The organism is Aeromonas sp. FDAARGOS 1403, from assembly GCF_019047325.1.
GTDB classification, from domain to species: domain Bacteria; phylum Pseudomonadota; class Gammaproteobacteria; order Enterobacterales; family Aeromonadaceae; genus Aeromonas; species Aeromonas dhakensis.
The window spans coordinates 2,900,225-2,926,758 of sequence record NZ_CP077249.1 but is presented as its reverse complement, the minus strand read 5'-3'; the positions used below and the strand labels follow the sequence as shown (position 1 = coordinate 2,926,758).

30 protein-coding genes, 1 tRNA gene and 2 other RNA genes are annotated in these 26,534 nt (G+C 60.9%); 15 read left to right on the top strand and 18 right to left on the bottom strand.

What is annotated here, in order from left to right; genetic code table 11:
* Positions 1–12 precede the first annotated feature (12 nt).
* Positions 13–699, bottom strand: coding sequence for a tRNA-uridine aminocarboxypropyltransferase (locus I6L33_RS13855; protein WP_208199920.1), 687 nt, complete (start codon positions 697–699; stop codon positions 13–15).
* On the opposite strand from I6L33_RS13855, the gene rrtA reads away from it, so the two are divergent.
* Positions 629–1,207, top strand: a complete 579-nt coding sequence (rrtA, locus tag I6L33_RS13850) for a rhombosortase (RefSeq protein ID WP_172442662.1) — start codon at positions 629–631, stop codon at positions 1,205–1,207. The genes I6L33_RS13855 and rrtA overlap by 71 nt on opposite strands.
* A 45-nt stretch (positions 1,208–1,252) precedes the next feature.
* Here the strand turns inward: rrtA and pyrF are convergent, their stop codons facing one another.
* From pyrF to cmk, 6 genes are all read right to left on the bottom strand, one after another.
* Entirely contained in the window at positions 1,253–1,957 is a 705-nt protein-coding gene (gene pyrF / locus I6L33_RS13845) for an orotidine-5'-phosphate decarboxylase (RefSeq protein WP_139432491.1), read from the bottom strand.
* 99 nt (positions 1,958–2,056) lie between these two features.
* Positions 2,057–3,223, bottom strand: a complete 1,167-nt coding sequence (gene lapB, locus I6L33_RS13840) for a lipopolysaccharide assembly protein LapB (protein ID WP_017765879.1) — start codon at positions 3,221–3,223, stop codon at positions 2,057–2,059.
* Positions 3,224–3,232: 9 nt separating this feature from the next.
* Positions 3,233–3,517: a LapA family protein gene (locus tag I6L33_RS13835; RefSeq protein ID WP_005299936.1), complete on the bottom strand. Its 285-nt coding sequence runs from the start codon at positions 3,515–3,517 to the stop codon at positions 3,233–3,235.
* Between the two features lie 156 nt (positions 3,518–3,673).
* Positions 3,674–3,958 (bottom strand): integration host factor subunit beta, encoded by a 285-nt coding sequence (gene ihfB / locus I6L33_RS13830; RefSeq protein ID WP_005299934.1) that lies wholly within the window; start codon positions 3,956–3,958, stop codon positions 3,674–3,676.
* A 94-nt stretch (positions 3,959–4,052) separates the two neighbouring features.
* On the bottom strand, positions 4,053–5,723 hold the full coding sequence (gene rpsA, locus I6L33_RS13825) for a 30S ribosomal protein S1 (RefSeq protein WP_005299919.1): 1,671 nt from the start codon (positions 5,721–5,723) through the stop codon (positions 4,053–4,055).
* A 94-nt stretch (positions 5,724–5,817) separates the two neighbouring features.
* On the bottom strand, positions 5,818–6,510 hold the full coding sequence (gene cmk, locus I6L33_RS13820; protein ID WP_017786162.1) for a (d)CMP kinase: 693 nt from the start codon (positions 6,508–6,510) through the stop codon (positions 5,818–5,820).
* Positions 6,511–6,759: 249 nt separating this feature from the next.
* Between cmk and ribA the strand changes: the two genes are divergently transcribed.
* Positions 6,760–7,353 carry a GTP cyclohydrolase II gene (ribA, locus tag I6L33_RS13815; protein WP_010634253.1) on the top strand — a complete coding sequence of 198 codons (594 nt, stop codon included), beginning with the start codon at positions 6,760–6,762 and terminating at the stop codon, positions 7,351–7,353.
* Positions 7,354–7,431: 78 nt separating this feature from the next.
* On the opposite strand, the gene cysB is transcribed toward ribA, so the two are convergent.
* Together cysB and I6L33_RS13805 are read right to left on the bottom strand one after the other, a co-directional pair.
* Positions 7,432–8,406, bottom strand: a complete 975-nt coding sequence (gene cysB / locus I6L33_RS13810) for an HTH-type transcriptional regulator CysB (RefSeq protein ID WP_010634254.1) — start codon at positions 8,404–8,406, stop codon at positions 7,432–7,434.
* 73 nt (positions 8,407–8,479) lie between these two features.
* The gene (locus tag I6L33_RS13805; protein WP_095592934.1) at positions 8,480–9,355 is read right to left on the bottom strand and encodes a LysR family transcriptional regulator; all 876 of its coding nucleotides are present in this window, start codon (positions 9,353–9,355) and stop codon (positions 8,480–8,482) included.
* Between the two features lie 93 nt (positions 9,356–9,448).
* On the opposite strand from I6L33_RS13805, the gene I6L33_RS13800 reads away from it, so the two are divergent.
* A complete protein-coding gene (locus I6L33_RS13800; RefSeq protein WP_216972707.1) occupies positions 9,449–10,657 on the top strand; it encodes an MFS transporter in 1,209 nt (402 codons plus the stop codon).
* A 46-nt stretch (positions 10,658–10,703) separates the two neighbouring features.
* Here the strand turns inward: I6L33_RS13800 and I6L33_RS13795 are convergent, their stop codons facing one another.
* From I6L33_RS13795 to I6L33_RS13780, 4 genes are all read right to left on the bottom strand, one after another.
* Positions 10,704–11,258, bottom strand: coding sequence for a VOC family protein (locus I6L33_RS13795; protein WP_216972706.1), 555 nt, complete (start codon positions 11,256–11,258; stop codon positions 10,704–10,706).
* The gene (locus tag I6L33_RS13790; RefSeq protein WP_010634258.1) at positions 11,252–12,016 is read right to left on the bottom strand and encodes a hypothetical protein; all 765 of its coding nucleotides are present in this window, start codon (positions 12,014–12,016) and stop codon (positions 11,252–11,254) included. Before I6L33_RS13790 ends, I6L33_RS13795 begins: the two co-directional genes overlap by 7 nt.
* Positions 12,017–12,203: 187 nt before the next feature.
* The gene (nfsA, locus tag I6L33_RS13785; RefSeq protein WP_042008172.1) at positions 12,204–12,929 is read right to left on the bottom strand and encodes an oxygen-insensitive NADPH nitroreductase; all 726 of its coding nucleotides are present in this window, start codon (positions 12,927–12,929) and stop codon (positions 12,204–12,206) included.
* Positions 12,930–13,015: 86 nt separating this feature from the next.
* Positions 13,016–14,953, bottom strand: coding sequence for a bifunctional diguanylate cyclase/phosphodiesterase (locus tag I6L33_RS13780; RefSeq protein ID WP_010634259.1), 1,938 nt, complete (start codon positions 14,951–14,953; stop codon positions 13,016–13,018).
* A gap of 165 nt (positions 14,954–15,118) precedes the next feature.
* Between I6L33_RS13780 and I6L33_RS13775 the strand changes: the two genes are divergently transcribed.
* The 4 genes from I6L33_RS13775 to I6L33_RS13760 all read left to right on the top strand — a co-directional run bounded on the left by I6L33_RS13775 (position 15,119) and on the right by I6L33_RS13760 (position 18,361).
* Entirely contained in the window at positions 15,119–15,820 is a 702-nt protein-coding gene (locus tag I6L33_RS13775; protein WP_208199916.1) for a DUF2982 domain-containing protein, read from the top strand.
* A gap of 73 nt (positions 15,821–15,893) precedes the next feature.
* The gene (locus tag I6L33_RS13770; protein ID WP_017787271.1) at positions 15,894–16,832 is read left to right on the top strand and encodes a LysR family transcriptional regulator; all 939 of its coding nucleotides are present in this window, start codon (positions 15,894–15,896) and stop codon (positions 16,830–16,832) included.
* A gap of 54 nt (positions 16,833–16,886) precedes the next feature.
* Complete coding sequence (locus tag I6L33_RS13765) at positions 16,887–17,921, top strand: response regulator (RefSeq protein ID WP_117404237.1); 1,035 nt, start codon at positions 16,887–16,889, stop codon at positions 17,919–17,921.
* Positions 17,922–17,929: 8 nt separating this feature from the next.
* Entirely contained in the window at positions 17,930–18,361 is a 432-nt protein-coding gene (locus I6L33_RS13760; protein WP_005299876.1) for a PAS domain-containing protein, read from the top strand.
* 60 nt (positions 18,362–18,421) lie between these two features.
* On the opposite strand, the gene ltaE is transcribed toward I6L33_RS13760, so the two are convergent.
* The 3 genes from ltaE to I6L33_RS13745 form a co-directional block, all read right to left on the bottom strand.
* Complete coding sequence (gene ltaE / locus I6L33_RS13755) at positions 18,422–19,441, bottom strand: low-specificity L-threonine aldolase (protein ID WP_139398367.1); 1,020 nt, start codon at positions 19,439–19,441, stop codon at positions 18,422–18,424.
* A 90-nt stretch (positions 19,442–19,531) separates the two neighbouring features.
* Positions 19,532–20,233: a short-chain dehydrogenase gene (locus I6L33_RS13750; RefSeq protein WP_216972705.1), complete on the bottom strand. Its 702-nt coding sequence runs from the start codon at positions 20,231–20,233 to the stop codon at positions 19,532–19,534.
* A gap of 80 nt (positions 20,234–20,313) precedes the next feature.
* Complete coding sequence (locus I6L33_RS13745) at positions 20,314–20,721, bottom strand: XRE family transcriptional regulator (protein WP_216972704.1); 408 nt, start codon at positions 20,719–20,721, stop codon at positions 20,314–20,316.
* 116 nt (positions 20,722–20,837) lie between these two features.
* On the opposite strand from I6L33_RS13745, the gene I6L33_RS13740 reads away from it, so the two are divergent.
* The gene (locus I6L33_RS13740) at positions 20,838–21,737 is read left to right on the top strand and encodes an aldo/keto reductase family oxidoreductase (RefSeq protein ID WP_216972703.1); all 900 of its coding nucleotides are present in this window, start codon (positions 20,838–20,840) and stop codon (positions 21,735–21,737) included.
* Between the two features lie 70 nt (positions 21,738–21,807).
* On the opposite strand, the gene I6L33_RS13735 is transcribed toward I6L33_RS13740, so the two are convergent.
* Complete coding sequence (locus I6L33_RS13735) at positions 21,808–22,086, bottom strand: RNA-binding protein (RefSeq protein ID WP_005299863.1); 279 nt, start codon at positions 22,084–22,086, stop codon at positions 21,808–21,810.
* 219 nt (positions 22,087–22,305) lie between these two features.
* Positions 22,306–22,848, bottom strand: coding sequence for a hypothetical protein (locus I6L33_RS13730; protein ID WP_216972702.1), 543 nt, complete (start codon positions 22,846–22,848; stop codon positions 22,306–22,308).
* Between the two features lie 166 nt (positions 22,849–23,014).
* Here I6L33_RS13730 and mepA point away from each other — a divergent pair, with 166 nt between their 5' ends.
* From mepA to I6L33_RS13695, 7 genes are all read left to right on the top strand, one after another.
* Positions 23,015–23,779 carry a penicillin-insensitive murein endopeptidase gene (mepA, locus tag I6L33_RS13725; protein WP_216972701.1) on the top strand — a complete coding sequence of 255 codons (765 nt, stop codon included), beginning with the start codon at positions 23,015–23,017 and terminating at the stop codon, positions 23,777–23,779.
* 42 nt (positions 23,780–23,821) lie between these two features.
* The gene (locus I6L33_RS13720; RefSeq protein ID WP_017784544.1) at positions 23,822–24,427 is read left to right on the top strand and encodes a LemA family protein; all 606 of its coding nucleotides are present in this window, start codon (positions 23,822–23,824) and stop codon (positions 24,425–24,427) included.
* Positions 24,424–25,158, top strand: coding sequence for a YgcG family protein (locus I6L33_RS13715; RefSeq protein ID WP_017787265.1), 735 nt, complete (start codon positions 24,424–24,426; stop codon positions 25,156–25,158). The genes I6L33_RS13720 and I6L33_RS13715 overlap by 4 nt, the downstream gene beginning before the upstream one ends.
* Positions 25,159–25,178: 20 nt before the next feature.
* Positions 25,179–25,796: a TPM domain-containing protein gene (locus I6L33_RS13710; RefSeq protein ID WP_216972700.1), complete on the top strand. Its 618-nt coding sequence runs from the start codon at positions 25,179–25,181 to the stop codon at positions 25,794–25,796.
* Positions 25,797–25,973: 177 nt separating this feature from the next.
* Positions 25,974–26,061 (top strand) — tRNA-Ser (locus I6L33_RS13705).
* Positions 26,062–26,114: 53 nt separating this feature from the next.
* A non-coding RNA gene (locus tag I6L33_RS13700) (RtT sRNA) lies at positions 26,115–26,243 on the top strand.
* A 54-nt stretch (positions 26,244–26,297) separates the two neighbouring features.
* A non-coding RNA gene (locus I6L33_RS13695) (RtT sRNA) lies at positions 26,298–26,426 on the top strand.
* The last annotated feature ends 108 nt before the right edge of the window (positions 26,427–26,534 follow it).

Genomic DNA, 26,534 nt, shown 5'->3' with positions numbered 1-26,534 from the left:
CCTCTGGGCAGTTCAACTGCGTCGGCCCTGGGCAAAATCATGCCACTGCCGGTTCAAATGGGTAAAAAGAGTCATCAGCGGGGCGAAGCGATCCGGTGCGCCCTCCCACTGGGACAACAGATGGTAGCCCGCTTCCAGGGTCGACAGCGCCTCTGGAAACGGCTTCTTGCGAATGGAGTACTGTCCCGCGACGGCATCCAGCCCAATTCGCGGCAACTGCTGCAACTCGGGGTTGCTGTGCAGCATCCGGTAGGCCTTACGCCAGGTGCCATCGAGCAGCAGAAAACAGGCTCGGCGAGCCGGCTCGGCCGTCTCCCGCTCTCGCACCTCGGCAAGAGAGATGGCCTCCTCATCCGGCCACAGCAGATAACACTGCAGCGCGGGATCGGCCAACAAGGCCGCCAGCTCGGGGACGTCGGCTACCTGTTCACCCACATGCAGACGGGCCTGCGCCAGCGAGGCGGCCAAAAGGACGGCAGTCCCCTTGGGATGACCCACCTCCCCCGGATGCTGCAGGATGTGCAGGGGCGCATGGGGTGAAACCGGTCGAATATAATCGCACAGACAGGCTTTGAGGGCTCTGGTGCAACGTGTACAGTATCGACTCTTGTTGTCGTCGGACTGTTTCATGTTGTCAGAAAAATCAGGATTGCTCTGGGTCATCACGCTTTCACTCGCCAGTTTGCTGCTCTTTTTCACCGTGCCGAATCACCAGCTCTCCTTCGATCGCACCCTGATAGCCCAGGGTGAAGGGTGGCGCATCATAACAGGCAATCTGGCCCACACCAATCTGTGGCACCTACTGCTCAACCTAAGCGGGCTGTGCGTGCTCTACAGCCTGTTTCGCGAATACCTGACAGGCTGTCGCCTGCCGCTGCTGCTGCTGCTGCTGGGGAGCGCCGTCGGGCTCGGCATCTGGTGGTGGTGTCCGCAGACCCAGTGGTACATGGGGCTATCGGGAGCGCTGCACGGCCTGTTCGTGTGGGGCGCGCTGCAGGATATTCGCTATCGCCGCCACTCCGGCTGGTTGATGCTGGCAGGGGTAGCGATCAAGCTTGGGGTGGATTTCTACAGTGCGGGGGAAAGTCCGGTGTCCGCCCTCATCGGGGCCAGGGTACACATTGAATCACATCTGATTGGTTCGGGCGCCGGCCTGTTGCTCGGCCTGCTGCCGGTCACCCTGCGCCCCCACGCCGTCAAAGAGTGAGCCAACACCGGATACAATGCCGGCCCCATCGGGCCGGCATTCTTTTTATGAGCGGCTCGCAAGCTCCGCGTTGATGCCGGCCAGCATGGCGGCAGGATCGGCCGCCTGGGTGATGGGGCGACCAATCACCAGATAGTCGGCACCCGCCTCCACCGCCGCCAGCGGCGTCATGACCCGGCGCTGATCCCCGGCAGCCGAGCCGGTGGGACGGATCCCCGGCGTCACCAACTTGAATTCGTCACCGAGCAGTGCCTTGAGCTCGTGTGCTTCGTTGGCGGAGCAGACCACCCCGTCCAGCCCCGCGTCTTTGGTCAATTTGGCCAGCCGGATCACCTGCTCGGCCGGCGTCACATCAAGGCCCAGCGGCGCCATGTCGGACTGCTCCATGCTGGTCAGCACGGTCACCCCGATCAGCAGCGGCGCCTTGTCGCCATAAGGCAGCAGCGCCTCCTTGGCGGCCCGCATCATCCGCTCGCCACCGCTGGCGTGCACGTTCACCATCCAGACGCCGAGTTCGGCACTGGCGGCGACTGCCTTGGCGACGGTGTTGGGAATGTCGTGAAACTTCAGATCCAGAAAGACATCGAACCCCTTGGCAACCAGCTGACGCACGAACTGGGGGCCAAACAGGGTAAACATCTCCTTGCCTACCTTGAGACGGCACTGGGCCGGGGAGATACGTTCAATGAAGGCGAAGGCATCGGCCTCGTGCTGATAATCCAGCGCAACCAGTACTTTGGGATCTAGCATCTCACTTCCTATCGATGGTTATTCGCCGCCCGGAGCGAGTCCGGCCCGGCCTGAAAAAACCAGGCCACAGGGGCCTGGTTGATGACATTGTTGTGGCTCTTACTCCCCGTCCAGACCGCGGATCGGCTTGATGGCTCCCCACTGGCGGCAGGAGGGGCACTGCCAGAACAGGGAGTGGGTGGCAAACCCGCACTGCCGGCACTTGTGGGTGGATTTGATCTTGATCTGCTCGTCGACCAGCGCCTTGAGCATGGTCAGGCTCTCCTTGGCCTGCCCCTCTTCGGCACCACGCAACTGCAGCGCCATCAGGTGCTGGAAGCCGCGTAGCGACGGCGTGCGCCGCAGCTGGCGCAGCACCAGCTCGGAAGCTGCCTCGCGCCCGTTGTGGCGCTCCACATAATCGGCCAGCCGCAAGGTGACCGGGAAGCCGGCCCGCGCCTCCTGGGCCTGGCCGAGCAGCTCGGGGATACGCGCCTCCTCGCCGCACAGCTCCAGGCTCTCGCACAGGGGTTCCAGCACTTCGCTCGCGAAATCGATGTCCTGGGTCAGCACCCGCTCAAACTCGCGGGCCGCCTGGCGCGGATCGCCCTCCCCCTTGGCCAGCCAGCCGAGGCCGAGCGAGGCACGCACACAGTTGCCATCGGCGGTCAGGGCCTTGCGAAAACGCAGCTGGGCCTGCTTGCGATTCTCTTCGCGCAGGGCCATGTCGGCCAGCTCGCACTGGTAATGGGCGATGGTGGGAGCCAGCTTCTTGCCCTGGAATTTTTGCAACCGCTCGCTCACCGCGATCGCCTTCTCCCAATCACGCAACTGCTGGTAGATGAGCTGCAACTGGGCCAGCGCGGTCTCCTCATAGTCCCCGTCCTCGGTGAGCTCGAGCCACAGCTTCTCGGCCCGATCGAGCAGGCCGGCGGCGAGGAAGTCCCTCGCCAGCTCCTGCAGGGCGAGCTGACGCTGCTCCATGGTGAGCTGGCGGGTAATGAGGTTCTGGTGGATCTTGATGGCTCGGTCTACCTCACCCCGTTGACGGAACAGGTTGCCGAGGGAGAGGTGGGTTTCGATGGTCTCGCTGTCCACTTCCAGCAGCTGGATAAAGAGATCCACCGCCTTGTCGGATTCGTCGGACAGCAAATAATTGAGACCCGCCACGTACTGGCGGGAAAACTGGTTACTCTGTTTCTGGGTGTCCTGGCGAACACTCCTGCGCCCCATATACCAGCCGTAGCCGGCGGCAATGGGCAACAGCAGGAAAAGCAGTTCAAGCATCGAGGGACATTATTCCTTGGCAGCCGTTCGGGCCAGCTCCAATTCACGGGATTGACGGCGCATGGTGCGATTGAGGGTGCGGTTTTGCATCTTGAGGCGCAAGAACAGCAGACCGAAGACCAGCCAGCCCAGCAGGAAGCCACCACCAAAGAAGAATCCCAGCAACATGGAGAGCGAGAACTCCCCTTGGGCAATCAGATAATTGAACTGCACCAGCTGGCCATTTTGCGAACCGATAGCCAGCGTCAGGATAAACACCAGCACCAGTGGAATGAGGGCCAAGATACGCTTCATAGGAGCTCCCTGTCAGTAGCTAATGAGAGGCTGATTATCCTTAAAATCACCGGCAGACTCTAGAGCGAATGGGAAAAGACTTGGCAAAACCGGACAATTGCCACAATAGAAACCGTAAAAACAAAAAAGGCATACCCAGGTATGCCATTTTCTGCATTATTCGATGATGTTCACGCGCTCGCGTAACTCTTTGCCGGGCTTGAAATGCGGAACATATTTCCCGGTCAATTCAACCTTGTCCCCGGTCTTGGGGTTGCGGCCCACACGGGGTGCACGATAGTGCAGTGAAAAACTTCCAAATCCGCGGATTTCAATCCGGTCGCCGTTTTGCAAAGTCGACGCCATTTGCTCAAGGATCTCCTTGATGGCGGCTTCGACATCTTTGGCCGGCATATGCATGCGGCTGGCAGCCAATTGTTCGATGAGATCTGATTTGGTCATAACGTTAAATCTCCTTCCCCGATCACATGCAATATTCATTACGCCAAGATAAAAAAGGGCGGCGTGACACGCCGCCCTTTTCTTGCATCAAGGATTATTCACCCTTGGCGGCTTTGAACGCTTCAGCCATGGCATTGCTGAACACAACTTCTTCTTGTTGGTTCAGGTTGTCGATGGCAACACGCTCGTCAGCCTCGTCCTTGGCGCGGACAGACAGGCTCACGGTGCGGTTCTTGCGATCAACGCCCATGAATTTAGCTTCAACTTCGTCACCAACAGACAGCACCAGAGTGGCATCTTCTACGCGGTCACGAGCAGCGTCGGAGGCACGCAGGTAGCCTTCTACGCCGTCAGCCAGTTCGATCACGGCACCCTTGGCATCAACCTCGGTAACCTTACCCTTCACAATAGCACCTTTCTTGTTGTCAGACAGGTACTTATTGAACGGGTCTTCTTCGATCTGCTTGACGCCCAGGGAGATGCGCTCACGCTCCGGGTCAACTTGCAGAACAACGGCTTCGATTTCGTCGCCTTTCTTGAATTCACGAACTGCTTCTTCACCCTGGTTGTTCCAGGAGATGTCAGACAGGTGAACCAGGCCGTCGATGCCGCCATCCAGACCGATGAAGATACCGAAGTCAGTGATGGACTTGATCTTGCCGGAAACACGGTCGCCCTTGGCGTGGGTTTCGGCAAACAGCTGCCACGGGTTGGATTTGCACTGCTTCAGACCCAGGGAGATACGACGACGCTCTTCGTCGATGTCCAGAACCATCACGTCAACCACGTCGCCAACGTTAACAACCTTGGACGGGTGGATGTTCTTGTTGGTCCAATCCATCTCGGATACGTGTACCAGGCCTTCAACGCCCTCTTCGATTTCAACGAAGCAGCCGTAATCGGTCAGGTTGGTCACGCGGCCAGACAGACGGGTGGTCTCCGGGTAACGCTTGGCGATAGCAACCCAGGGATCTTCGCCCAGCTGCTTCAGACCCAGGGATACACGGGTACGCTCGCGGTCGAACTTCAGAACCTTGACTGCGATCTCGTCGCCAACGTTGACGATTTCGGAAGGATGCTTAACGCGCTTCCACGCCATGTCGGTGATGTGCAGCAGGCCGTCAACACCGCCCAGATCTACGAATGCACCGTAGTCGGTCAGGTTCTTGACGATACCCTTAACTTCTTGACCTTCTTGCAGGTTAGCCAGCAGGCTTTCGCGCTCGGAGGTGTTCTCGGTCTCGATCACGGCACGACGGGAAACAACAACGTTGTTGCGCTTCTGGTCCAGCTTGATGACTTTGAACTCGAGTTCTTTATTTTCCAGGTGAGCGGTGTCACGGATCGGACGCACGTCAACCAGAGAACCCGGCAGGAAGGCACGGATGCCGTTCAGTTCAACGGTGAAACCACCCTTGACCTTGCCGTTGATGATACCGATAACGGTAGCTTGCTCTTCGTAAGCTTTTTCAAGCTGCAGCCAGGCTTCGTGGCGCTTGGCTTTTTCGCGGGACAGCTTGGTTTCGCCGAAACCATCTTCGATAGAGTCCAGAGCCACGTCAACGGAGTCGCCTACGTTGATTTCCAGCTCGCCCATGGCGTTCTTGAATTCTTCAGCCGGGATAGCGGACTCGGATTTCAGACCGGCGTCAACCAGTACGAAACCATTTTCGATAGCAACGACAGTACCCTTGACGATGGAACCTTGACGGGTTTCAACGGCATTCAGGGACTCTTCAAAGAGTTGAGCAAAAGATTCGATCATTGTTTATGTCACAAATGAAACATCCACTTGTCATCCAGCACAAGCGGGGTTGTTTTAAATAATCTGCGCCATCCATGGTGCAGACGACCGGATGTCAGCTTGCGCTGGCATCGCCGAGTTGTTGCTCCGCATAGGCGAGCACCGTTGTCAGCACTTCGTCTATGGACATGGCGGTTGAATCCACCACGAGAGCATCTTCTGCCGGTTTCAGGGGGGCAACGGCGCGATTTCTGTCGCGATCGTCACGCTCCCGAATCTCGGTTAAAAGACGCTCAAAGTTAACATCAAAGCCCTTATCTTGCAACTGCTTATAGCGGCGAGCCGCCCGTTCTTCGGCGCTGGCGTCGAGGAAAATCTTCACTTCCGCCTCGGGGAAAACCACGGTGCCCATGTCGCGGCCGTCGGCGATGAGGCCGGGGGCCTGGCGAAAAGCGCGCTGACGGCGCAGCAGAGCTTCGCGCACCCGCGGGAAGGCGGCAATCTTGCTCGCGGCATTGCCCACTTCCTCGGTACGAATGGTACGGGAAACATCCTCCCCTTCCAGCACGACCTTCACCTGCTCGGCATCGACCTGGAACTGCACGTCCAGATTGGCGGCCAGGGGGACCAGCGCGGCTTCGGAATCGAGCTCGACATCGTGATGCAAGGCCGCCAGGGCCAGCACCCGGTAGATGGCGCCGGAGTCGAGCAGGTGCCAACCCAGTTTTTCCGCCAGCAACTGGCACAGGGTGCCCTTGCCGGCACCACTTGGGCCATCAATTGTCATCACGGGGGCCATCTGCGGCATAACGTCTCTCCTGCACACTTGTTGCACACATCCCGGGAGGGATGGGGTAATGGGCGCCGATTATACCCAAATGTGCCGAACCTGGCAGTCGCCAGCACACACAATTGCGCAAAACCGGTCGCAACTGTCCTCTTTGTGTACAACGGGGCAAGCCATTAAACAGTGCAAGGTTTTGTTCTTATGGTTGTTCCGGACAAGGCGCGCTAAACTGGCCGCCCTTTTTTAAGCAGCTGTAGTAAGGAGCAACCTATGAGCAGCGTTACCCTCGTGGCCAAATCCAAGTTGCCAACCCCCTGGGGCACCTTCACGCTGGTCGGCTTTCAGGAAACCGGCACCGGCAAGGATCACGCCGCGCTGGTGATGGGCGATATCACGGGTGATGAGCCGGTGCTGGGCCGAATTCACTCCGAGTGCCTGACCGGCGATGCCCTGTTCAGTCTGCGTTGCGACTGCGGCTTCCAGCTGCAGGCCGCACTGGAAAACATCGCCAAGGCGGGCCGTGGCGTCTTGTTGTACGTGCGTCAGGAAGGACGCGGCATCGGTCTGCTCAACAAGATCAGGGCCTATCATCTACAGGATCAGGGCGCCGACACCGTTGAAGCCAACGTGGCGCTCGGCTTTGCCGCCGACATGCGCGACTACACCATCTGCGCTGACATGCTCAAGCAGCTGGAGGTGAAATCCCTCAAGCTGATGACCAACAACCCGCGCAAGATGAAGGCGATGGAATCCTTCGGTATTCCGGTGGCGGAGCGGGTGCCCCTGCAGGAAGGGCGCAATCCCCACAACGAGTTCTACCTCTCGACCAAGGCCAACAAGCTGGATCACATGTTCAAGAAGTGATCCCGCCTCGCCGCTCGTTGCCATGAAAAACGCCTCCCATCGGGAGGCGTTTTTTGTTGCTCTCGTATCGCCGCGGCGCTAGCGGATGGGCAGCTCGATATCGGCAAACATGGCATCCACGTCATCGCTGGAGCGCAGGGCAATGGCACGCTCCACCACGTCCCGGGTCAGATGCGGGGCAAAACGGGTCATGAAGTCATACATGTAGGTACGCAGGAAGGAGCCCTTGCGAAAGCCGATCTTGGTGGTGCTGTGGGCAAACAGGTGGCTGGCATCGAGGGCCACCAGATCGGTATCGACCTGGGGATCCAGCGCCATGGTCGCCATCACGCCGATCCCCACCCCCAGCCGGACATAGGTCTTGATCACGTCCGCATCGGTGGCGGTGAAGACGATGTTGGGCTCGAAACCGGCCCGGTTGAAGGCAGTATCGAGCTCGGAGCGGCCGGTAAAGCCGAACACATAGGTCACCAACGGGAAGCGGGCGATGTCGGCAATGGAGAGCTTGCCGACCTGGGTCAGCGGGTGGCCCTTGGGGACGATCACGCTGCGGTTCCAGTGATAACAGGGCAGCATGATGAGATCTTCGTACAGGTGCAGCGCCTCGGTGGCGATGGCAAAGTCGGCCTGCCCCTTGACCACGGCTTCGCTGATCTGGGTCGGCGTGCCCTGATGCATGTGCAGGGAGACCTTGGGAAAGCGCTTGATGAAGCCTTTTATCACGTCAGGCAGTGCATAACGGGCCTGGGTGTGGGTCGTCGCGATATGGAGCGTGCCCTGTTCGGGATGAGTGTGCTGACTCGCCACCGACTTGATGCTCTCCACCTTACCCAGGATCTCGTTGGCAATCTTGATCACGTCCCGTCCAGCCGGGGTGATCTGGGTCAGGTGTTTGCCGCTGCGCTCGAAAATCTGGATCCCCAGCTCATCTTCCAGCATGCGCACCTGCTTGCTGATCCCTGGCTGAGAGGTGTAGAGACTCTCTGCCGTTGCCGACACGTTCAGTCTGTGGTTGGCAACCTCAACGATATAACGCAATTGTTGGAGTTTCATGATGTTAGGCTCTAAAGGCGACTTGAACTAATACTAACAAACTTTTGCCTGATAGCCTTTCCTTCTTGGCCATTTATGGCTGTGCCTGCGCCAGCAGAAAATCCCGCAAGGCCCGGTTGGCCATGGAGAGCGGATCCCCCCGCCGCCACGCCACGCAGAGATCGAGAAAGATCGGGGGTACGAACGGGATCCCGGTCAGGTCCGGCTCTTCGTCCAGCGCCATCCGCAAGAAGGTGGTCACCGCAAAGCCCTGCTTCACCACCGCCTTGAGCAGCGGGATGAGGTTGCTCTCAAAGGCGATGTCGGGCTCGCAGCCCAGCCCCTGAGCCAGCGCTTCCATGTGCTCGCGGTGATAGAAACCGCGGCGAAACATCGCCAGCTCCTGGCTGAAGAACTCGCTCAGCGACACACTCCTGGCCTGACGCAACGGATGCTCCTCCCCCACCACCATCAGCATCTCTTCACGCAGCAGCTGGGCCCCTTCCAGCGCCGGCGGCAGATCGCTGGTGATGAGGATGGCGAGATCCAGCGAACCGTCCACCATCCGGCTCAACAGCTCGCGGGTACCCGCCTCCTCCACCCGGATCTTGAGGCCGGGGTAGCGGTGCTTGAAAGCCATCAGGATCGGCGGGAAGTAATAGGAGCCCATCATGTAGGGGATGCCGATGCGTACTTCTCCGCGCTCCAGTCCCTTGAGTTCGGCCATCTCGGCCTCGGCCTGGTGCATCTGACGCAGCAGGCGCTCGGCATGGCGGCAGAGCACCTCCCCTTCCGGGGTGAGCCGCACGTTGCGATCCTGACGGTCGAACAGGCGCAGCTCGAGCTGCTGCTCCAGCTTGGCTATGGCCATGCTGATGGCGGGCTGTGCCACGTGCAACCCGTTGGCCGCCTTGGTAAAGGAGCCGGCATCCCGCACCGCCAGCAGATAGGTGAGCTGTTTGAGGTCCATATCAATTTGGTTTATCAGATGGATAACTTAAATATATTATATTTATGTTCTGGCGCGCACTAACCTGCAACAAAGCTGTCAGGACAATTGCATATGATCGAAGTCGGTAGTCGTGAATGGATCCGCGCCACCCTGGCCCTCAGCCTGGGTTCCTTCCTGGTGTTTCTCAATCTCTATCAAACCCACCCCCTGCTGCCGCTGCTGGCCGAGGTATTTTCCGTCAGCTCGCTGTCGGCCGGCTGGACCCTGGCCGGCTGCACCGCAGGGCTCGCCGTCTCGCTGCTCGTCTGCGCCCGGCTGGCGGATCGCTTCGGCCGGCGCCGGATCATGTTGTGGAGCCTGGCCGGCGCCATTCTGATCTCCCTGCTCATTAGCCTGGTCAGCCAGTTTGAACAGCTGCTGCTGCTGCGGATCCTGCAGGGAGTGCTGCTGGCGGGGCTGCCTGCCACCGCCATCGCCTACATGGGGGAAGAGTTCAGCAAGCGGGCCCTGCTCTCCGCCGTCGGGGTCTACATCGCCGCCAACTCGCTGGGAGGCATCGCCGGCCGGGTGGTCGGCGGTCTGCTGGCCGGCTGGTTCGGCGACTGGCAGCACACCTTTCTCGGCATCGGCCTCATCAGCCTGGCGCTGCTGCCCCTCGTCATCTGGCTGCTACCGGCCCAGACCCGCTTCGTGCCCGTCATCGCCAAGCCGGGCCAGTTTCGCCAGGCCATCACCAGCCACCTCGGCAATCCGCTGCTGGTGGGGGCCTACCTCATCGGCGGCCTCAACTTCATGGTGTTTCTGAACCAATTCAGCTACCTCACCTTCCTGCTGGCCAGCCCCCCCTTCTCCTTACCGACCCAGTGGCTCGGCATGCTGTTTCTGACCTATCTGTCGGGGACGGTGGCCTCCTCCCTCAGCGGGCGCTGCGCCCATCGCTGGGGGGCTCAGCGTCTGCTGCTGGTCGGCATAGCCCTGATGGCGCTCGGCAGTGCCCTGCTGCTGTGCGGCTCGCTCGGCGCCATCCTCTCAGGCCTGCTCATCTCGAGTTTCGGCTTTTTCCTTGCCCACGCCTGTGCCAGCGCCTGGGTCGGCCAGCACGTGGAGCACAACCGGGCGCTTGCCTCATCGCTCTATCTGGTGGGTTACTATCTGGGGGCCAGTCTGGGTGGACTTTATCTGCACCCCTTCTGGGAGCAGGGGGGACTCGGGGGATTGGTGCTCGGCATCGAGCTGATATTGGTCATCACGGCGGGGTTGAGCCTCTGGCTCGGCCATTTGAAGGGACGCCCCGCCCGCCCCCGCATCTGTCATCCCTGATGTTATTCCTGATATCAGACGGGGCCAGTCAAGCGGCCCCGTCTCATCAAGCCTGGTCGTAGTAGCCGGCAGGCACCGGCACCACGGCGCCACTCGCCCCCTCTTCCTCGATCACCTCGGCCAAGGTGCGCAGATGGAATTTGATCTGCCCAGAGGCCAGCATCACCGCCACATCGGGATTGCGTTCATCATTCAGGTTGCCGGTCTTGAAGGCCACCTCGGGATGGGCTGCCAGCAAGGCATCCAGCGAAGGCACCACCAGCTCGATATGTTCCAGCCCGGCCTGATGGCTGCGACCGGGTTTGGGCGCCGCCAGCTCGATGCAGGGCACGCTGCCGTGGGCATGGGGCACTGGTTGATGCAGGCGATAGGTGGCGATGGGCCGTCCGCCGATCATCCCCTCCACCAGCAAGTCGCCATGGGTTGCCAGCAGCCCCTTCAGGGTCTGGTACTCCACCAGGGTGGCGGCCCGATAGCAGAGGTGGTCGACCTCGATGGCGGCGGGATGGACGGCAAGTGCGTCCAGCTCGGTCAACAGCTGGCAAACAAATGGGGCCATCGGCCCCAGTGTGGTATCGAGTGGATGTGACATGATCACCATTTCTTCTTGGGTTGGAACAAGACGTCCAGTTCGTCCGCCTCTTTGTCCTTGATGCTTTGCAGCTCTTTCTCGCTGTGCTCCTGCAGATGGGCATCGAGGCCGGCCAGCCCCTGGCGCATGTCCTCTTCCCGCGCCATCAGGTAGGGATCTTTATCCGCGACGCTGGCCAGGGCGGAGAGCCCCTTGGTGTAGAGCTGGCGACAGGTGCCGTATTGCCCCTGGATCTGGGCATCCATGGCTCGCTTCACCAGGTTGGCGATGTTGACCTTGAGCTGCATCAGCTCGAGGCGGCGATCCTCCTGGGCAAAGCCCTGCGGATCTATCTTGCCCTTGTTGTGTTCGACCCGCAGCACGGCCCGCATCTTCTTGACCAGCTGCAACATCTGGATGGCCTGACGATCCGATTCGGGGGTCTTGAAATGCCCCTCATCCTGGCTGCTGTAGTTCTCCTGCACGTTCTTGATCTGGGTCTGCACGTCGACAATGCGCTGCTTGATCTGGGCATTGGGCATCACCAGGGCAATGGCACGATAGGCATCAAGGATCCGGTGCTGCAACAGCAGCACTATGTTCTTGGAGAAGGGCACCAGGTTGACGTTGAGCAGCATCTCTTCGGTTTCATCCACCACCGACTTGTAGCGAGCGATGGCGTGACGCTTGTCGGCCTCTGCCTTCTGCTTATATTGCTGCATCACGTTATAGGCGATGACCAGAAACAGGAGTGCGCCAATAGACAGCAATACCAAGGTTAAAATCATAGGAAGTCCAAACTCCTGTCCCAATTCAATTGCGTGATCCTACAACAGCTTACCTAGTTAAGGTAGTCCGCACCGCAAGGCTTGCCCCCGATTTGTGCCGCAAGGTGGGCACAAACACGGGGGAAAACCGGGATCACGCGGCGCTGGCGACACCGCCATTAACCCTTAGTATCGCCCATCGGGCTCATTACTTGAGGCTGAAGCCCCGGGATCGCAGGAAATCCTGCATGAAGGGCCGCGCCTCCTTGCCAAGAATGCCCCGGATCTGGCCGCTCCAGCTCTGCTGCTTGTTGTTGCTGCTGCGGGACTGGTAATAAGCCTCGATCTGCCGGTCATAGCTGGCAAGCAGCTCCCGATCCAGTTCGGCCTGATAGCGATTTTCATGCACCACCAGAGCGCGGGGCAAGCGGGGTTTTTGCTCAGGCGCCTGAGCCGGATGGCCGAGACAGAGCCCGAACAGCGGGATCACCTGATGCGGCAGACCCACCGCCTCGCTCACCGCAGCCGGGTTGTTGCGGATCCCGCCGATGTAGACACCGCCAAGCCCCATGGATTGGGCTGCCAGCAGGGCATTCTGGGCCATCAGAGCGCCGTCGATGGCGCCGATCAGCAACTGCTCGACAAAGCCGGTCTGGGCATCCGGTACCACCTCGCAGTGGCGATGATAATCGGCGCAAAAGAGCAGGAACTCGGCCGCCTGGGCTACATAGGCTTGATGCCCCGCCAGTTCGGCAAGCTGGCTGCGCAGGGCCTTGTCGGTCACCCGGATGATGCTGTTGGCCTGCAGAAAGCTGGAGCTGGAGGCGGCCTGTGCCGCACTCAGGATCTGGTCGAGCTGGGCCTCGCTGATGGGGTCGGCGGTGAATTGACGAATGGAGCGATGGGCAAGAATAAGGTCGAGAGTCGGGTTCATGTTGCCTCCATATGAAGAAGCCCACACTCTACCCAAAAACAGCGGGGGGCCCAAGGCCCCCCGCGCTCGCGTCACAGCACGACCGGCTAACCGGCCAGCGGATAGTTGCCCGCCTTGCAGCTGACCACGAAGCCGCTCTCTTCCACCTGCGCCACCGACATCGGCTTGCTGAACAAGAATCCCTGAAACACGTGGCAGCCCTGGGTGCGCAGGGCGGCCAGTTCGTGTTCGTCCTCCACCCCTTCGGCCATGATGCCAAGGCCCAGGCTGGTGGCCATGGCGACGGTGGCCCGGATCACCGGCAGGTTGAGCCCCACCACGAAGGAGCGATCCAGCTTGATGGTGTCGATGGGCAGCCGGTTGAGATAGGCCAGCGACGAGTAGCCGGTACCGAAATCGTCGATGGCAATCTTGATCCCTTGCTCGCTCAGGCCATCGAGGATCTCGATGCACCCCTTCATGTCCAGCATCAATACCGTCTCGGTCAGCTCCAGCGTGAGCAGGCCGGCATCCACGCCAAACTCCTTGAGCTGCTGGGCCACCAGCTCCGGCAGGGAGGACGAGAGCTGAAAGCCGGAGAGATTGACCGACACCGGCACGCTCACCCGCCACTCCTTCTGCCAGTGGGCCATCTGGGCCAGCGCCGTCGACAACACCCAGCCACCTATCTCGCGAATGAGCCCCATCTCTTCCGCCAGCGGGATGAATTCCACCGGCGAGACATGGCCCAATACGGGATTGTGCCAGCGCAGCAGCGCCTCGTACCCGAGCAACCTGCCTTTTGCCACATCCACCTGGGGCTGGTAGCAGAGGCTCAGCTCCCCCCGCCCGATGGCCTTGGCCAGGAACTGCTTCAGGGTCAGCTTGCGATGCAAGGTCTGCTGCATGCTGGGGGTGAAACGCTGCCAGCGCAGCCGCCCCATCTGCTTGGCCTGATACATGGCCATGTCGGCGCGGGTGATGAGATTGTCGCCGTCATCCGCATCATCCGGATAGATGGCGATGCCGATGCTGCCGCCGATGGTCACCTCGGGCACTCCGCTCAGCTGCAACGGCTTGGTCATCTGGGAGAGCATGAGGTCGGCCACTTCCTGCGCCCGATCGCTGGAGTGGCTGAGCGGCACCAGCGCGGTAAATTCGTCGCCACCGAGCCGGGCCAGCTCCACATCGCGCGGACAGATCTGCTTGAGCCGCCCGGCGACCCGCTCCAGCAGCCGGTCACCGGCCTTGTGGCCGTAGTTGTCGTTGACCAGCTTGAAGTTGTCCAGGTCCATGAACACCAGGGCGAAGCGCCCGCCCAGCCCGCAATAGGCTTCCAGCGATTTCATCAAGCCATAGCGATTGAGCAGCCCGGTCAGCGAGTCGTGCCAGGCCAGGTGGCGATGTTCCAGCTCCTCCAGCTTGCGGTCGGTGATATCACGCATGGTGAGCAGGATCTGGGCCCCCTGCTGGATGTGACGAAACTGGTACTGAAACCAGCGCATCCCCTTGAGGGTGCGGCACTCCCCCTCGGCCACCACCTCATCGAGCCGGGAGAGCTTCTGATAGAAGGCGTCGTCATTGCCGGAGAAGAGCTGGGAGAGGTGATGTACCTCATCACCGAAGCACATCTCGAAGTGGTGATTGCCGCTCTCGAGCCGCCCCAGGTTGTCAAACAGGCAAGCCAGGGTATCGCCGGTGGCGAGGGAGGACTCCTGATAGAGGGTGTCGGCATCGATGACCGCCTCGGTCATCATCATCAGCCGCCCCGCCAACTGGATACCGGAGAGGCGCAAATAAACCTGTTTCTTTACCCCCTTTGGGGAGAGGGTCCACCACTCGCTGTAGCTGCGCCCCTGCTGAAAGTCCCCGAGGTAGCGCTGCAACAGCAGATCGATGGCCTGTGCCATGTCGGCCGAGAAATCGCGCGACTGCAGTTCGTCCAGCGAGCTGGCCTCCCACACATTCAAAGCGGCGCGATTGGCCCAATAGATATGGTGATGCCGGATGTCATACACCCAGATTGGGGTATGCAACACATCCATCCCGTTCAATAACCGTTCGTCTAGCGTATTCATCTAATATGGTGATTCATGGTATGTGATCACTGGGAAACCCAGCGGCGGAGAGCCCTCCCGGGCAACCGATGCTGGTACAAAATCGGATCCAGCCCATAATGGAAACAAGCATGCGCAAGGGGCTGACTTCATATGAAAACGCTACATGTGAAACCCATGGTCAGGAAAAACGGACTCACGTTGGTATTGTTGGGCATCATAGTAAGCATTGCTATGATTTTTATACTTTTTTTACTCGGTGAACAACCACTAATCCCCCCGGTCTCCGGCCTGTTGGCGGGTCTGATGATGATCTTTATCGGCTCATTGAAGCTGGTCGAGCCCCATTTCAGCCTGTCGCTCTGTCACGATTGTCTGCAATATCACCACAAATACGGCGGTTGGATCCTGAAATGGAGAAATATTCAGCGAATCGACCAGCCACGCATTCATTTGGGCTGGGATCTGGTCCCCCTGCCCTACATAGGTTTGAAGATCAAAGATTACGACGATTTTTTGACATTGATCACACCCAGATTGGCCGTGCGTCTGCTGACCGAGCAGCGTGGCGTCCTGTTGCAGGCACTGCGCAGTGAGCAACCCGAATGCATCGGCGGGGGCTGCGGCGACCCCTTTCAGGGGGAAGGCTTGCTGGAAGAGAGTCACTTTCGCTCCCCCTCCGGTCAACGCTATGAGGGGGTGATCGCCATGCTGGCCAACCGCATGACCCGGCTGCGTGATCTGCTCGGCTACGATCTGCTGGTGTCGGACAACAGCCTGGACCGGGATCCGGCCGAATTTGTCCGACTTTTGCACCAGTATCAGCGGGAGTCGAATCTAATCCAGATCAATTAAACGCCGGATTGAGCTTGCCAAGGCTGGCCGCACTTCTTAAGGTCACTGCCTTGTTACACCCAGAACACCGCTTATGAAGTACATCGAAGAGTTCTATCTGTTCGTCAAGGTGGTACAAGAGGGAGGCTTCTCCCACGCGGCCGCCGCACTGGGCATGCCCACCGGCACCATCAGTCGACGTATTTCTCAGCTGGAAGAGCAGCTCGGCTGCTCCTTGCTACACAGATCCACCCGCAAACTCCGCCTGACTGATGAAGGACTGCGCTACTACGAGCGCCTGTGCACCCCGCTCGGTGAAATCGAGCAGGCCACTGGCGAGATCCAGGGCAAAGAGGCCGACCTCAACGGCGTGATCCGCCTGGCGGCCCCCATCGCCCTCTCCAACACCATCCTGGTCGACATGCTGGCGGACTTTGGCCTGCGCTACCCCGAGGTGCAGTTCGACATCACCCAGACCAACGATCACCAACACCTGTTCGACAACGATAGGGATCTGGTGTTTTTCAACGGCGAGCTCCCCCAGTCTCTGCCCAATGCGCTCTGCCTCGGTCACATCGAATACGGTCTGTTTGCCTCCCCCCTCTATCTGGAGAAAATGGGCACCCCCGCCCATCCGGGCCAGCTGGAGGAGCATGCGCTCATCTACTGCTGGCCCCATCAGCACTGGCAACTGACCGACCGGGAGGAGCAGACGGTGCAGATCAAGCGGGCCGCCAGGCTCACCGTCAACCAGACCCAGGCCGCCGTTCGCGCGGCCAGACGGCACCTGGGGATCGTCAACGCCCCGCTCCACTACGTACACCCCTTCCTGCAGGATGAGCAGCTGGTCGCGGTGCTGCCCGACTGGAAAACCGGCAACCGCCCCTTCTACATGTTGCGTTGCCAGCCTCAGTTTGCCCCGTTGCGTGTTAAGATGTTCGCTGATTTTGTTGAAAAATATTCAGCGCGCTACCGGAGCCTGCAGTGGGACAACCAATTTTCACCGGCGACCAGCCTGTCTCATTGCATCTGACCGTTGGCGGGCCACACTTATAGCAATCCTCGTTGACCAGGCCGGCCTAACACTATGAATGTATTGATATGTGATGACTCAGGATTCGCCCGTAAACAGCTGGCCCGCGCCCTCCCCGCCGACTGGGACGTGACGCTCCACTACGCCGCCAACGGGCTGGAAGGGATAGAGCAGGTTCTGATGGGGCATGGGGATCTGATCTTTCTGGATCTGACCATGCCGGAGATGGACGGCTACGGCGTACTGGAGACCCTCAAGCGCGAAGGGCTGCGCAATAAGGTGATCGTGGTCTCAGGCGACATCCAGCCGGAAGCCTATCAGCGGGTGATGGGGCTGGGGGCGCTCGACTTCATCAAGAAACCGGCCGCCCCGGAGACCCTCAGCGCCCTGTTGAAGCAGCATGATCTGTGGCAGGCCAAGGGCAGCGCCGTACCGGAAGCCGCCAGCCCCGCAGCTCAGGCAGTGGTCGATGCCGGCAGCATAGATACCGGCATCAAGATCAGCCCCGAAGTGCGCGATGCCTATCAGGAGCTCGCCAACGTCTCCATGGGTCAGGCCGCTGACCTGCTGGCCCGCCTGCTCAACGCCTTCGTGGTGCTGCCCATCCCCAACGTCAACGTGCTGGAGGTATCCGAACTGCACATGGCCCTCTCGGCCGCCGCCGACTCGGACACCCTCTCCGCCGTCTGCCAGGGCTTCATCGGCGCTGGCATCGCCGGCGAGGCGCTGATCCTGTTTCACGACTCCAGCTTCAAGGATCTGGCCCGGCTGATGAACCATCAGGGCACACTCGATCGCAACGCCGAGCTGGAGCTCTTGATGGACACCGCCAACGTGCTGATCGGCGCCTTCCTGCGCGGCTACGCCAGCCAGCTCGATACCCCCTTCAGCCAAGGTCACCCCGTGGTGCTCGGCCAGCACAGGCCCATCAACGAGCTCATCAACACCAACAAGAGTCGCTGGCGCCGCACGCTGGCCATCGAGATCAACTACCGGGTCCAGGATTACGCGGTGCAGTGCGATCTGCTGCTGCTGTTTACCGAAGATTCCATCGCCACCATGAACAACAAAATCATGCACATGCTCTAGGAGTGACCATGGAAATCCGTGAATTTCATTGGCTGATGAACATAGTCCAGAACCTGGACGTGGGGCTGGTCGTACTCGACAAGGAGTACAGGGTGCAGGTGTGGAACGGCTTCATGGAGAGCCACAGCGGCCGACTGGCCGGCGAGGTGCGCGATGGCGTGCTGTTCGACCTCTTCCCCGACGTGGATCGCGCCTGGTTCGAACGCAAGGCCAACATGGTGTTCAAGCTCAACAACCGCGCCTTTAGCACCTGGGAACAGAAACCCTATCTGCTGCGCTTCTCCAACTACCGCCCCATCACGGGCTCAGCGCCCCACATGTTCCAGAACCTGACCCTGGTGCCGCTGGCCGATTTTGGCGGCCAGGTGACCCACATCGCCGTGATGATCTACGACGCCACCGACGAGGCCATGCTGATGAGCGGCCAGCGCCAGGCATGAAGACTCTTTGCAGCACAATGAAAACAGGGCGCCTTGGCGCCCTGTTTTGTTGTGAGGCGCTCAGCGGGCCCCGAGGTACTCGGTGAAGGCGTCGATCACCTCGTCGATGTCGTCATCGGTTATCTGCAGATGGGTCACCAGCCGCATCTCGCCGTAACCGGAGAAGAGGATCCCCCGCTCCTTCATGAAGGCAAGCAGGGGGCCGCTCTGCTCTTTTGCCAGCTGCAGGAAGACCATGTTGGTCTGCACCTGGGCCAGGTCCAGGGTGATGCCGGGCAAGGCGGCCAACCCTTCGGCCAGACGTCTGGCCCGGCGGTGATCGTCCGCCAGGCGGGCGACGTGCTGTTCGAGGGCAAACAGACCGGCCTGGGCCAGGATCCCCGCCTGACGCATGCCGCCCCCCAGCATCTTGCGCAGCCGTCTGGCGCGGGCGATGAAGGCGCGAGAGCCCACCAGCAGCGACCCCACCGGCGCCCCCAGCCCCTTGGAGAGGCAGATGGAGATACTGTCAAAGGGAGCGGCTAGTTCGTGTACCCCGTGACCGCTCGCCACGGCGGCGTTGAACAGACGCGCCCCGTCCAGATGCAGCTGCAGCCCGCGCTCGTCGACGAACTCGCGCATCGCCTGCAGGTAGTGAAGCGGCAGCACCTTGCCATTGTGGGTGTTTTCGAGGCAGACCAGCCGGGTCTGCACAAAATGGGCATCGTCAGGGGCGATGGCCGCGGCCACATCGGCCACCGCCAGCGAACCGTCAGCCTGCATGGGCACCGCCTGCAGTGCGACCGAGCCCAGCACGGCGCTCCCCTGAGCTTCATAACGATAGATGTGGGCCCCTTGGCCCACGATGGCCCCCTCCCCGCGCTGACAGTGGCTCATCACCGCCAACAGGTTGGACATGGTGCCGGAGGGGACAAACAGCGCGGCCTCCTTGCCCAGCAGCTCGGCCCCGCGGGCCTCCAGTGCATTGACGCCGGGATCTTCCCCGTAGACATCATCCCCCACCTCGGCATGCAGCATGCTCTGGCGCATGGCATCCGTGGGCTGGGTGACCGTATCACTTCGTAAATCGATATAGCGCATGACATCCCTCCTGAAGCTGGAGCATGACGTTAGCCAGCCATGGCTGGCTTGGCAAGCGGACCGTTTCCGGAATGTGAAGCCGGTGACGGCTTACCAGGGTAGCGGCTGGCCCTGCAAGTCGAGGAAGCTGCCGGACTGGGCCGGCGACAACTGGTTGAGAAGATCAAGCAGACGCGGCGCCACCAGCGCCGGATCCTGCAGGGTCTCGGTCGCCAGCTCATGCAGGAAGGGTTGATTCATGGGGGTATCCATCAGCCCGGGATGGACGGTGATCACCCCGGCGGCGGGAAAGCGTTCGCGCCACTCGTGGGCCAGCGTTTTCGCCCCCATGTTAAGCGCCGCCTTGCTCATCCGGTAGCTGTAACGGCTGCCCGTCTCGTTGGCCCCGAGACTGCCGGCCAGATCGGAGAGAGTGCAGAGCCAGAGGCGGGCATCCGGCGTCATGCGCCGGCTCAGGCAGGCGGCCAGAGCCAGGTGCGGCCAGGCATTGGCCAGCAGGCTGTCGCACAGCCACCTGGGGTTGACCTCCTCCACCCGCCGCTCCGGCATGAAGTTGATGTCGTGCAGCAGACCTATGGTGTTGATCACCACGCTCGGCAACGCCGCCGTGTCATAGAGGGTGAACAGGGCATCGAAGGAGAGGGCGTCTACCTCCTGCAGCGGGAAATAACAGGCGGGATCCACCCCTTTTGGCAGTTGCCGACCGGCCAGCACCAGTTCCTCGCCGCGAGCGGACAACTCATGTGCCAGTGCCGTGCCCAAGCCGCCGCTGCCCAAGATCAGATAGCCCATCGCCCTCTCCCCGCTGCCCTCATCTGTTTAGAGGGTATCAGAATAATCCCCGGCCGTAGCCGGGCCATCCCCATCCGGGCTTATGCCTCATGCAGGTGCCTGCCAAATTCACGGGCCCGCGCCAGATCGAGAAACCCGTCAGCCTGCTTGTGGCTGCGCAAGAACTGGTAATAGGCGAGCAGGATCACCTGCGCGTCTGCTTCCGGCAGCGACAATCCGGGCTTCTGTTCCTGCAACAGGCTGCCGGCCGCCTCCAGGGCTTCCCGATCCACCACCTCCGCCTGCCGATAGAGGTAGCCACAGCCGGTGGCGAGCCACTCCAGCGAGCAGTTGGCGGCCATGGCTATCTGGTTCGCCTTGCCAAGCCCGGGTTCAGCCCCCTTCAGATATTTACGGATCAGAGCCTCGCTCAACCCCACCTTGCGGGCAAAGGCGCTGACCCTGCCCGTTCCTATCAAGCTCTGCAAGCGTTCGGCAAAACCGTCCATGTCCTCTCCCTCAGAACCAAAGTTCGAATTAACAAAAGCCGCATTATTGCCTTGCCAACCAGAAGAGACCAAGATGCGGGCAGCATCTTTTTACCCTTATGAGCCAAGGAGCCTCCATGTCCGTATCTCGCCTCCCCCTCCATCCCGAGGGCCCGACCTTCTCCCGTCTCATCATGGGCTACTGGCGCCTGATGGAGTGGCAGCTCTCCCCGAGCGCCCTGCTGGATCTGATGAAGTACCACCTGGATCTGGGGGTCACCACCATCGATCACGCAGACATCTATGGCGGCTACCAGTGCGAGCAGGCCTTCGGCGAGGCGCTGCGCCTTGACCCCTCCCTGCGCAACCGGATGGAGATCGTCAGCAAGTGCGGCATCGCCCTCACCGCCAAGCCGGAGCACTCGCTGAATCACTACAACACCGGCAAGGCGCACATCATCGCCAGCGCCGAGGCCTCCCTGCAAAAGCTCGGCACCGATCACCTGGATCTGCTGCTGATCCACCGCCCGGATCCCCTGATGGATGCCGACGAGGTAGCCGACGCCTTCATCACCCTCAAGCAGGCGGGCAAGATCAAGCATGCCGGCGTCTCCAACTTCACAGCCCGTCAGTTCGAGCTGCTGCAGTCACGCCTGCCCTTCCCGCTGGTGACCAACCAACTGGAGATCTCGCCGCTCAATCAGAGCACCACCCTGGACGGCACCCTGGATCAGTGCCAGCAGCTGCGCATCAAGCCGATGGCCTGGTCCTGCCTCGGGGGGGGACGCCTGTTCCAGGCCCCTGAATATGCCCCGCTGCGCGCCGAGCTCGAGCAGATCCGCCATGAGGTGGGCGTCGAGCAGATCGAGCAGGTGGTCTATGCCTGGGTCATGATGCTGCCAAGCCAGCCGCTACCGCTGATAGGCTCCGGCAAGCGGGAGCGGATCGCCGCTGCCGTGGCCTCCCAGTCCATCGTCCTCAGCCGTCAGCAGTGGTTCCGCATCCGCAAGGCGGCGCTCGGCTACGACGTGCCCTGACGAACCGGCCAGAGGCGCAAACAAAAACGGCATGGGGGAAACCCATGCCGTTTTGCGTTATCGAGGCAGCTCAGCGATGACGCTGGGGGCGACCACGTGGTGCATCTGTCTTCGGTTTGGCCTGGTTGACCGTAATGGTACGGCCACCAATCTCGGTGCCATGCAAACCGGCGATGGCTTTTTCGGCCTCGCCATTGACAGGCATTTCAATGAAGCCAAACCCCTTGGACTGACCGGTATCGCGATCGATGATGATATCGACCTTGTCTACCTGCCCAAATTGGCTGAACACGGTTTTCAGTTCGTCGGCCGTCATCCGGTACGACAGATTACCTACGTAAATCTTCATGCCATCCACTCTCGATTCAAGGTGCCTTCTCTATCCAATCACCAACACAAAGGTAAGGGCACACCCCCCATGCCGGACCTGCCGGGACGTCGTGTCCGGGCACTTCCCCGCTCCGTTTACTCAACTCATTGATCTGTTGGGCGAACAGAGCGGACAAGATCAATTCGAGTCAATGGCAGTATCTGAGCTTTGGCAAAGATTGTCGAGAAAATAGTCAGCTCATATGGGGAGCAGGGCGTCCAGCAGCCCCTGCAGCGTACACCGGCCATGCCAGGCCCGCTTAAAGCCGAAACGATAGATACCGGGCGCCACGGCGTGGGTTCCCTCGCGGCCGAGCCCCATCAGCGCGGTGGCGGCAGCCAGTTGTTCTTCATCGAGCGCCAGATCCAGGCTGAAAGCCAGCCACTGACCATCGTGGCCCACCTTGCGATCCCGCTCGACCCCGACCAATGCCGCCCTGGGCAGCGCCAGCGCCTGATCGTTGCTGCCATTGAGCAGATAGAGATGGGTCTCGTCCCAGGCCAGCTCCGCCAGCCGCCAGCGCTGCCAGCTGCGAGGCAGCACCATCATCAGCAGCACGATACCGCCGAACACCAGCCCGACCCAGGGCAGCAGCCCCATCTGTGGGTAACCCAAAGCGATGGCGGCCAGCACGGTGAGCAGGCTCGCCAGCAGCAAAACCGCCATCACCGGATAGAAACGGCGGGCGGGGGGCATCAGCCAGACCAGCCCCGTTTTGTTCACCAGCTCACTGACCTTCATTCATCTCTCCTTATTCATAGACGCTTGGGCGCGCCATTTTTGTCGCGCATTGTGCGCGAGCCGCCCCGCAGGATGCAACCCGTGCCGCCAGCTGGATGACGGCTTCGCCGCACTCTTGATATGATTCCCTCCATCTGAGTCCATTTGCACGCTTGTCGGGAGTCTCATGCTTACCACCACCCTGCTTTTCATGGCCAGTGCCTTTCTTGCCGAACCTCACCCCCGCCAGGCCGAGGCCATTGGCGGCTACGCCGCCGGCTGCCTCAAAAATGGAGTAGCGCTGCCGCTGAGCGGCCCCGGCTATCAGGTGATCCGCACCAAACGACTGCGCTACTACGGCCACCCCGAACTCATCGCCTACCTCACCACCCTGGCCAACCAGACCCGCATGGCCGGCATGCCGGATCTCTACATCGCCGATCTCGCCATGGCCCGTGGCGGCCCGTTCACCTCCGGCCATCGCAGCCATCAGACCGGCCTCGATGCCGACATCTGGTTTCGCATGGCCAACCAACCCATCTCCCGCTGGGAGCAGGATGCCCCCAAGGAGTGGGCGCTGATCGACGAACCCAGCTACCGGGTGCTGCCCGGACGCTTCGGCCCCCAGCAGCTCAATCTGCTGCGTCTGGCGGCCAGCAAGCCCGAGGTGGCCCGCATCTTCATCAACCCAGTGCTCAAGGCCGAGGTATGCAAACGGGCGGCCGACGAGCCCTGGGTCGGCAAGCTGCGTCCCTGGGTCGGCCACTTCAGCCACTTTCATGTGCGCCTGCGCTGCCCGGCCGACAGCCCGGATTGCCAGCCCCAAGCCCCGATCCCGCCCGGCAACGGCTGCGGCGCCGAGCTGGCCTCCTGGCTCAAGGACAAGCCGCAGTTGCCCAAGGTTTCGATGACTTATCACAAACCCAGGCTGCCCGCCCGTTGTGGCGGTTGACCACAAGCTGCTATGGTGAGCCGTTATCTGTAAAAAATATCAATGGAGAACAACAAGATGGGCACTTCACTCTGGCAACGGGCAACCCGCGCCCTGTTGACCCTGACGCTGCTGCTGGGCCTGACCGGTTGCGGCATGAACAACATTCCCACCCTGGATGAGCAGGTCAAGGCGAGCTGGGGCCAGGTCGAGAACCAGTATCAGCGCCGTGCCGATCTGGTCCCCAATCTGGTGGCCACCGTCAAGGGCTACGCCAGCCACGAGCAGGAGACCCTCAAGGCGGTGACCGATGCCAGAGCCCGGGTCGGCAGCCTACAGGTGAGCGATCCTGCCCAGCTCAAGGAGTTTGAAGCGGCCCAGAACCAGCTCTCCGGCGCCCTCTCCCGCTTGATGGTGGTGGTCGAGCGCTATCCCGAGCTCAAGGCTGATCAGCAGTTCCTCACCCTGCAGGCCCAGCTGGAAGGCACCGAGAACCGCATCTCGGTGGCGCGGCGCGACTACATAGAGGCAGTGCGCCAGTTCAATACCGAGATCCGCACCTTCCCGGGCGTCATCTGGTCCAAGCTGCTCTACTCGGATCTGGAGGCCAAACCCACGTTCAGCGCCAAACCCGGTGCCGATGAGGCGCCCAAGGTCAGCTTCCAATGAACCACGTGATCCGTGCCCTGCTGCCCTGCCTGCTGCTGTGGACGGCGGTGGTGTCCGCCACCCCCACCTTCCCCGCCCTGAGCGGACGGGTGGTGGACGAGGCCAACCTGATGTCCCGCAAGCAGGCCCACCAGCTCACCCAGCAGCTGGCGGCGTTCGAGAAGCGCAGCGGCATCCAGCTGGTGGTGGTCTCCATCGACACGCTGGCGGGCGATACCATCGAAGAGTACGGCTATCAGCTCGGCCGCCACTGGGGGATCGGTCAGAAAGGCAAAGACAACGGCGTACTGCTCTTGATCGCCCAGGATGAGCGCAAGGTGCGCATCGAAGTGGGCTACGGACTGGAAGGGGCCCTGCCCGACGCCATCGCCGCCAACATCATCCAGACCCGGATCCTGCCCGCGTTCAAACGCGGCGACATGGTGGCCGGGGTGGTCGCTGGCAGCCAGGCGATCATGCAGGCCTTGGCGGGCGAGTACAAACCGGTAGACAACGCCAACAAGGACAAGCTGGGCGGCCCCTGGCTGTTCATCCTGATGGTGATTGTGATGATCGTGCTGCACAACCTGCGTGGCGGTGGCGGCGGCGGTGGTCGAGGTGGCCGGCGTCGTGCAGCTTACCTCGCCGGTGGCTTCGGTGCCGGTCGCTCCGGCGGCGGCTTTGGTGGTGGCGGTGGTTTCAGCGGAGGGGGCGGCAGTTTTGGTGGCGGCGGCGCCTCCGGTGGTTGGTAACAGGGATTAAGAGACGACACATGATTTCGAAACAGTTCTTTCACACGTTGCAGGCCAGGGTCAAACAGGCGGAGCAGGCAACCGATGCCGAGCTGGTGACCGTGCTGGCCCCCGCCAGTGACGGCTATCGCTACATCCCCACCCTGTGGGCGGCCCTGCTGGCCATGCTGACACCGCTGCTGGTGTTCGAGCTCGGCTTCTGGCTCGGCTGGTACGAGATCCTGCTGGTGCAGTGGTCGGTCTGGCTGATACTGAGCATCCTGTTCCACTGGACCCCCATCAAGATGTACCTGATCCCGAAACAGGTGCGCCAGCACAGGGCCGCCCTGATGGCACGCCTGCAGTTTGTCGAGCAAGGGCTGCACCGCACCCGGGATCGGCTCGGGGTGCTGATCTTCGTCTCGGTGGCCGAGCACTACGTGGAGATCCTGGTGGATGACGGCATCGCCCAGCACATCGATAACGCCCAGTGGCAGGAGATCATCGATGACTTCACCCGCCGGGTGCGCAACAAGGAGGTGGAACAGGGTTTCCTCGAGTGCATCGAGCGGACCAGCGCCATTCTGACCGACGCCTTCCCCGCCACCCGGGACCAGAACGAGCTGCCGGACAGCCTGATCATCCTCGACAAGCCCTGAACAGGATTAAAAAACCGGCATTCTGTTCAAGGGATAGGCATTCGATAAAGATTATGAAAAATAAGGGGAAAAGTGGTTGACCCCGGCAGCCCTTTCCCCTAAATTACGCCCCGTTCCAGCGCAACGGCGCAACGAACGAGGTGCTGGCTGAGCACGTTAAACAACAGACCAAAATTTGGTGAGGTGTCCGAGTGGCTGAAGGAGCACGCCTGGAAAGTGTGTATACGGCAACGTATCGAGGGTTCGAATCCCTCCCTCACCGCCAAATTTAAAGAACCGACCTGATGGTCGGTTTTTTGCTTTGGGGAAGAATTATCAGCTCATCTCGAAGAGGGAGGGTGAGAACCCTCGCCGGGTTCGAGCAGAGCAGCTTGCTGCGATGAACGGCCGCAGGCCGCCCCGAAGGGGTGAGCCACGCAGTGGTGAATCATCCCTCCCTCACCGCCAAATGTTAAAGAACCGACCTGATGGTCGGTTTTTTGCTTTGGGGAAGAATTATCAGCTCATGTCGAAGAGGGAGGGTGAGAACCCTCGCCGGGTTCGAGCAGAGCAGCTTGCTGTGATGAACGGCCGCAGGCCGCCCCGAAGGGGTGAGCCACGCAGTGGCGAATCATCCCTCCCTCACCGCCAAATTTAAAGAACCGACCCGATGGTCGGTTTTTTGCTTTCAGACTCTGACGAAAGCGGCCCTCTCACCCAGCGTCGAGCAGGCCGGAAGCCTCTATCTATCCTCCAGGC

Bases quoted from the DNA above. Each gene is read 5' to 3' on its own strand.
- rrtA (WP_172442662.1), top strand. From the start codon at position 629: ATGTTGTCAGAAAAATCAGGATTGCTCTGGGTCATCACGCTTTCACTC.
- pyrF (WP_139432491.1), bottom strand. From the start codon at position 1,957: ATGCTAGATCCCAAAGTACTGGTTGCGCTGGATTATCAGCACGAGGCC.
- lapB (WP_017765879.1), bottom strand. From the start codon at position 3,223: ATGCTTGAACTGCTTTTCCTGCTGTTGCCCATTGCCGCCGGCTACGGC.
- I6L33_RS13835 (WP_005299936.1), bottom strand. From the start codon at position 3,517: ATGAAGCGTATCTTGGCCCTCATTCCACTGGTGCTGGTGTTTATCCTG.
- ihfB (WP_005299934.1), bottom strand. From the start codon at position 3,958: ATGACCAAATCAGATCTCATCGAACAATTGGCTGCCAGCCGCATGCAT.
- rpsA (WP_005299919.1), bottom strand. From the start codon at position 5,723: ATGATCGAATCTTTTGCTCAACTCTTTGAAGAGTCCCTGAATGCCGTT.
- cmk (WP_017786162.1), bottom strand. From the start codon at position 6,510: ATGCCGCAGATGGCCCCCGTGATGACAATTGATGGCCCAAGTGGTGCC.
- ribA (WP_010634253.1), top strand. From the start codon at position 6,760: ATGAGCAGCGTTACCCTCGTGGCCAAATCCAAGTTGCCAACCCCCTGG.
- cysB (WP_010634254.1), bottom strand. From the start codon at position 8,406: ATGAAACTCCAACAATTGCGTTATATCGTTGAGGTTGCCAACCACAGA.
- I6L33_RS13805 (WP_095592934.1), bottom strand. From the start codon at position 9,355: ATGGACCTCAAACAGCTCACCTATCTGCTGGCGGTGCGGGATGCCGGC.
- I6L33_RS13800 (WP_216972707.1), top strand. From the start codon at position 9,449: ATGATCGAAGTCGGTAGTCGTGAATGGATCCGCGCCACCCTGGCCCTC.
- I6L33_RS13795 (WP_216972706.1), bottom strand. From the start codon at position 11,258: ATGGTGATCATGTCACATCCACTCGATACCACACTGGGGCCGATGGCC.
- I6L33_RS13790 (WP_010634258.1), bottom strand. From the start codon at position 12,016: ATGATTTTAACCTTGGTATTGCTGTCTATTGGCGCACTCCTGTTTCTG.
- nfsA (WP_042008172.1), bottom strand. From the start codon at position 12,929: ATGAACCCGACTCTCGACCTTATTCTTGCCCATCGCTCCATTCGTCAA.
- I6L33_RS13780 (WP_010634259.1), bottom strand. From the start codon at position 14,953: ATGGATGTGTTGCATACCCCAATCTGGGTGTATGACATCCGGCATCAC.
- I6L33_RS13775 (WP_208199916.1), top strand. From the start codon at position 15,119: ATGAAAACGCTACATGTGAAACCCATGGTCAGGAAAAACGGACTCACG.
- I6L33_RS13770 (WP_017787271.1), top strand. From the start codon at position 15,894: ATGAAGTACATCGAAGAGTTCTATCTGTTCGTCAAGGTGGTACAAGAG.
- I6L33_RS13765 (WP_117404237.1), top strand. From the start codon at position 16,887: ATGAATGTATTGATATGTGATGACTCAGGATTCGCCCGTAAACAGCTG.
- I6L33_RS13760 (WP_005299876.1), top strand. From the start codon at position 17,930: ATGGAAATCCGTGAATTTCATTGGCTGATGAACATAGTCCAGAACCTG.
- ltaE (WP_139398367.1), bottom strand. From the start codon at position 19,441: ATGCGCTATATCGATTTACGAAGTGATACGGTCACCCAGCCCACGGAT.
- I6L33_RS13750 (WP_216972705.1), bottom strand. From the start codon at position 20,233: ATGGGCTATCTGATCTTGGGCAGCGGCGGCTTGGGCACGGCACTGGCA.
- I6L33_RS13745 (WP_216972704.1), bottom strand. From the start codon at position 20,721: ATGGACGGTTTTGCCGAACGCTTGCAGAGCTTGATAGGAACGGGCAGG.
- I6L33_RS13740 (WP_216972703.1), top strand. From the start codon at position 20,838: ATGTCCGTATCTCGCCTCCCCCTCCATCCCGAGGGCCCGACCTTCTCC.
- I6L33_RS13735 (WP_005299863.1), bottom strand. From the start codon at position 22,086: ATGAAGATTTACGTAGGTAATCTGTCGTACCGGATGACGGCCGACGAA.
- I6L33_RS13730 (WP_216972702.1), bottom strand. From the start codon at position 22,848: ATGAAGGTCAGTGAGCTGGTGAACAAAACGGGGCTGGTCTGGCTGATG.
- mepA (WP_216972701.1), top strand. From the start codon at position 23,015: ATGCTTACCACCACCCTGCTTTTCATGGCCAGTGCCTTTCTTGCCGAA.
- I6L33_RS13720 (WP_017784544.1), top strand. From the start codon at position 23,822: ATGGAGAACAACAAGATGGGCACTTCACTCTGGCAACGGGCAACCCGC.
- I6L33_RS13715 (WP_017787265.1), top strand. From the start codon at position 24,424: ATGAACCACGTGATCCGTGCCCTGCTGCCCTGCCTGCTGCTGTGGACG.
- I6L33_RS13710 (WP_216972700.1), top strand. From the start codon at position 25,179: ATGATTTCGAAACAGTTCTTTCACACGTTGCAGGCCAGGGTCAAACAG.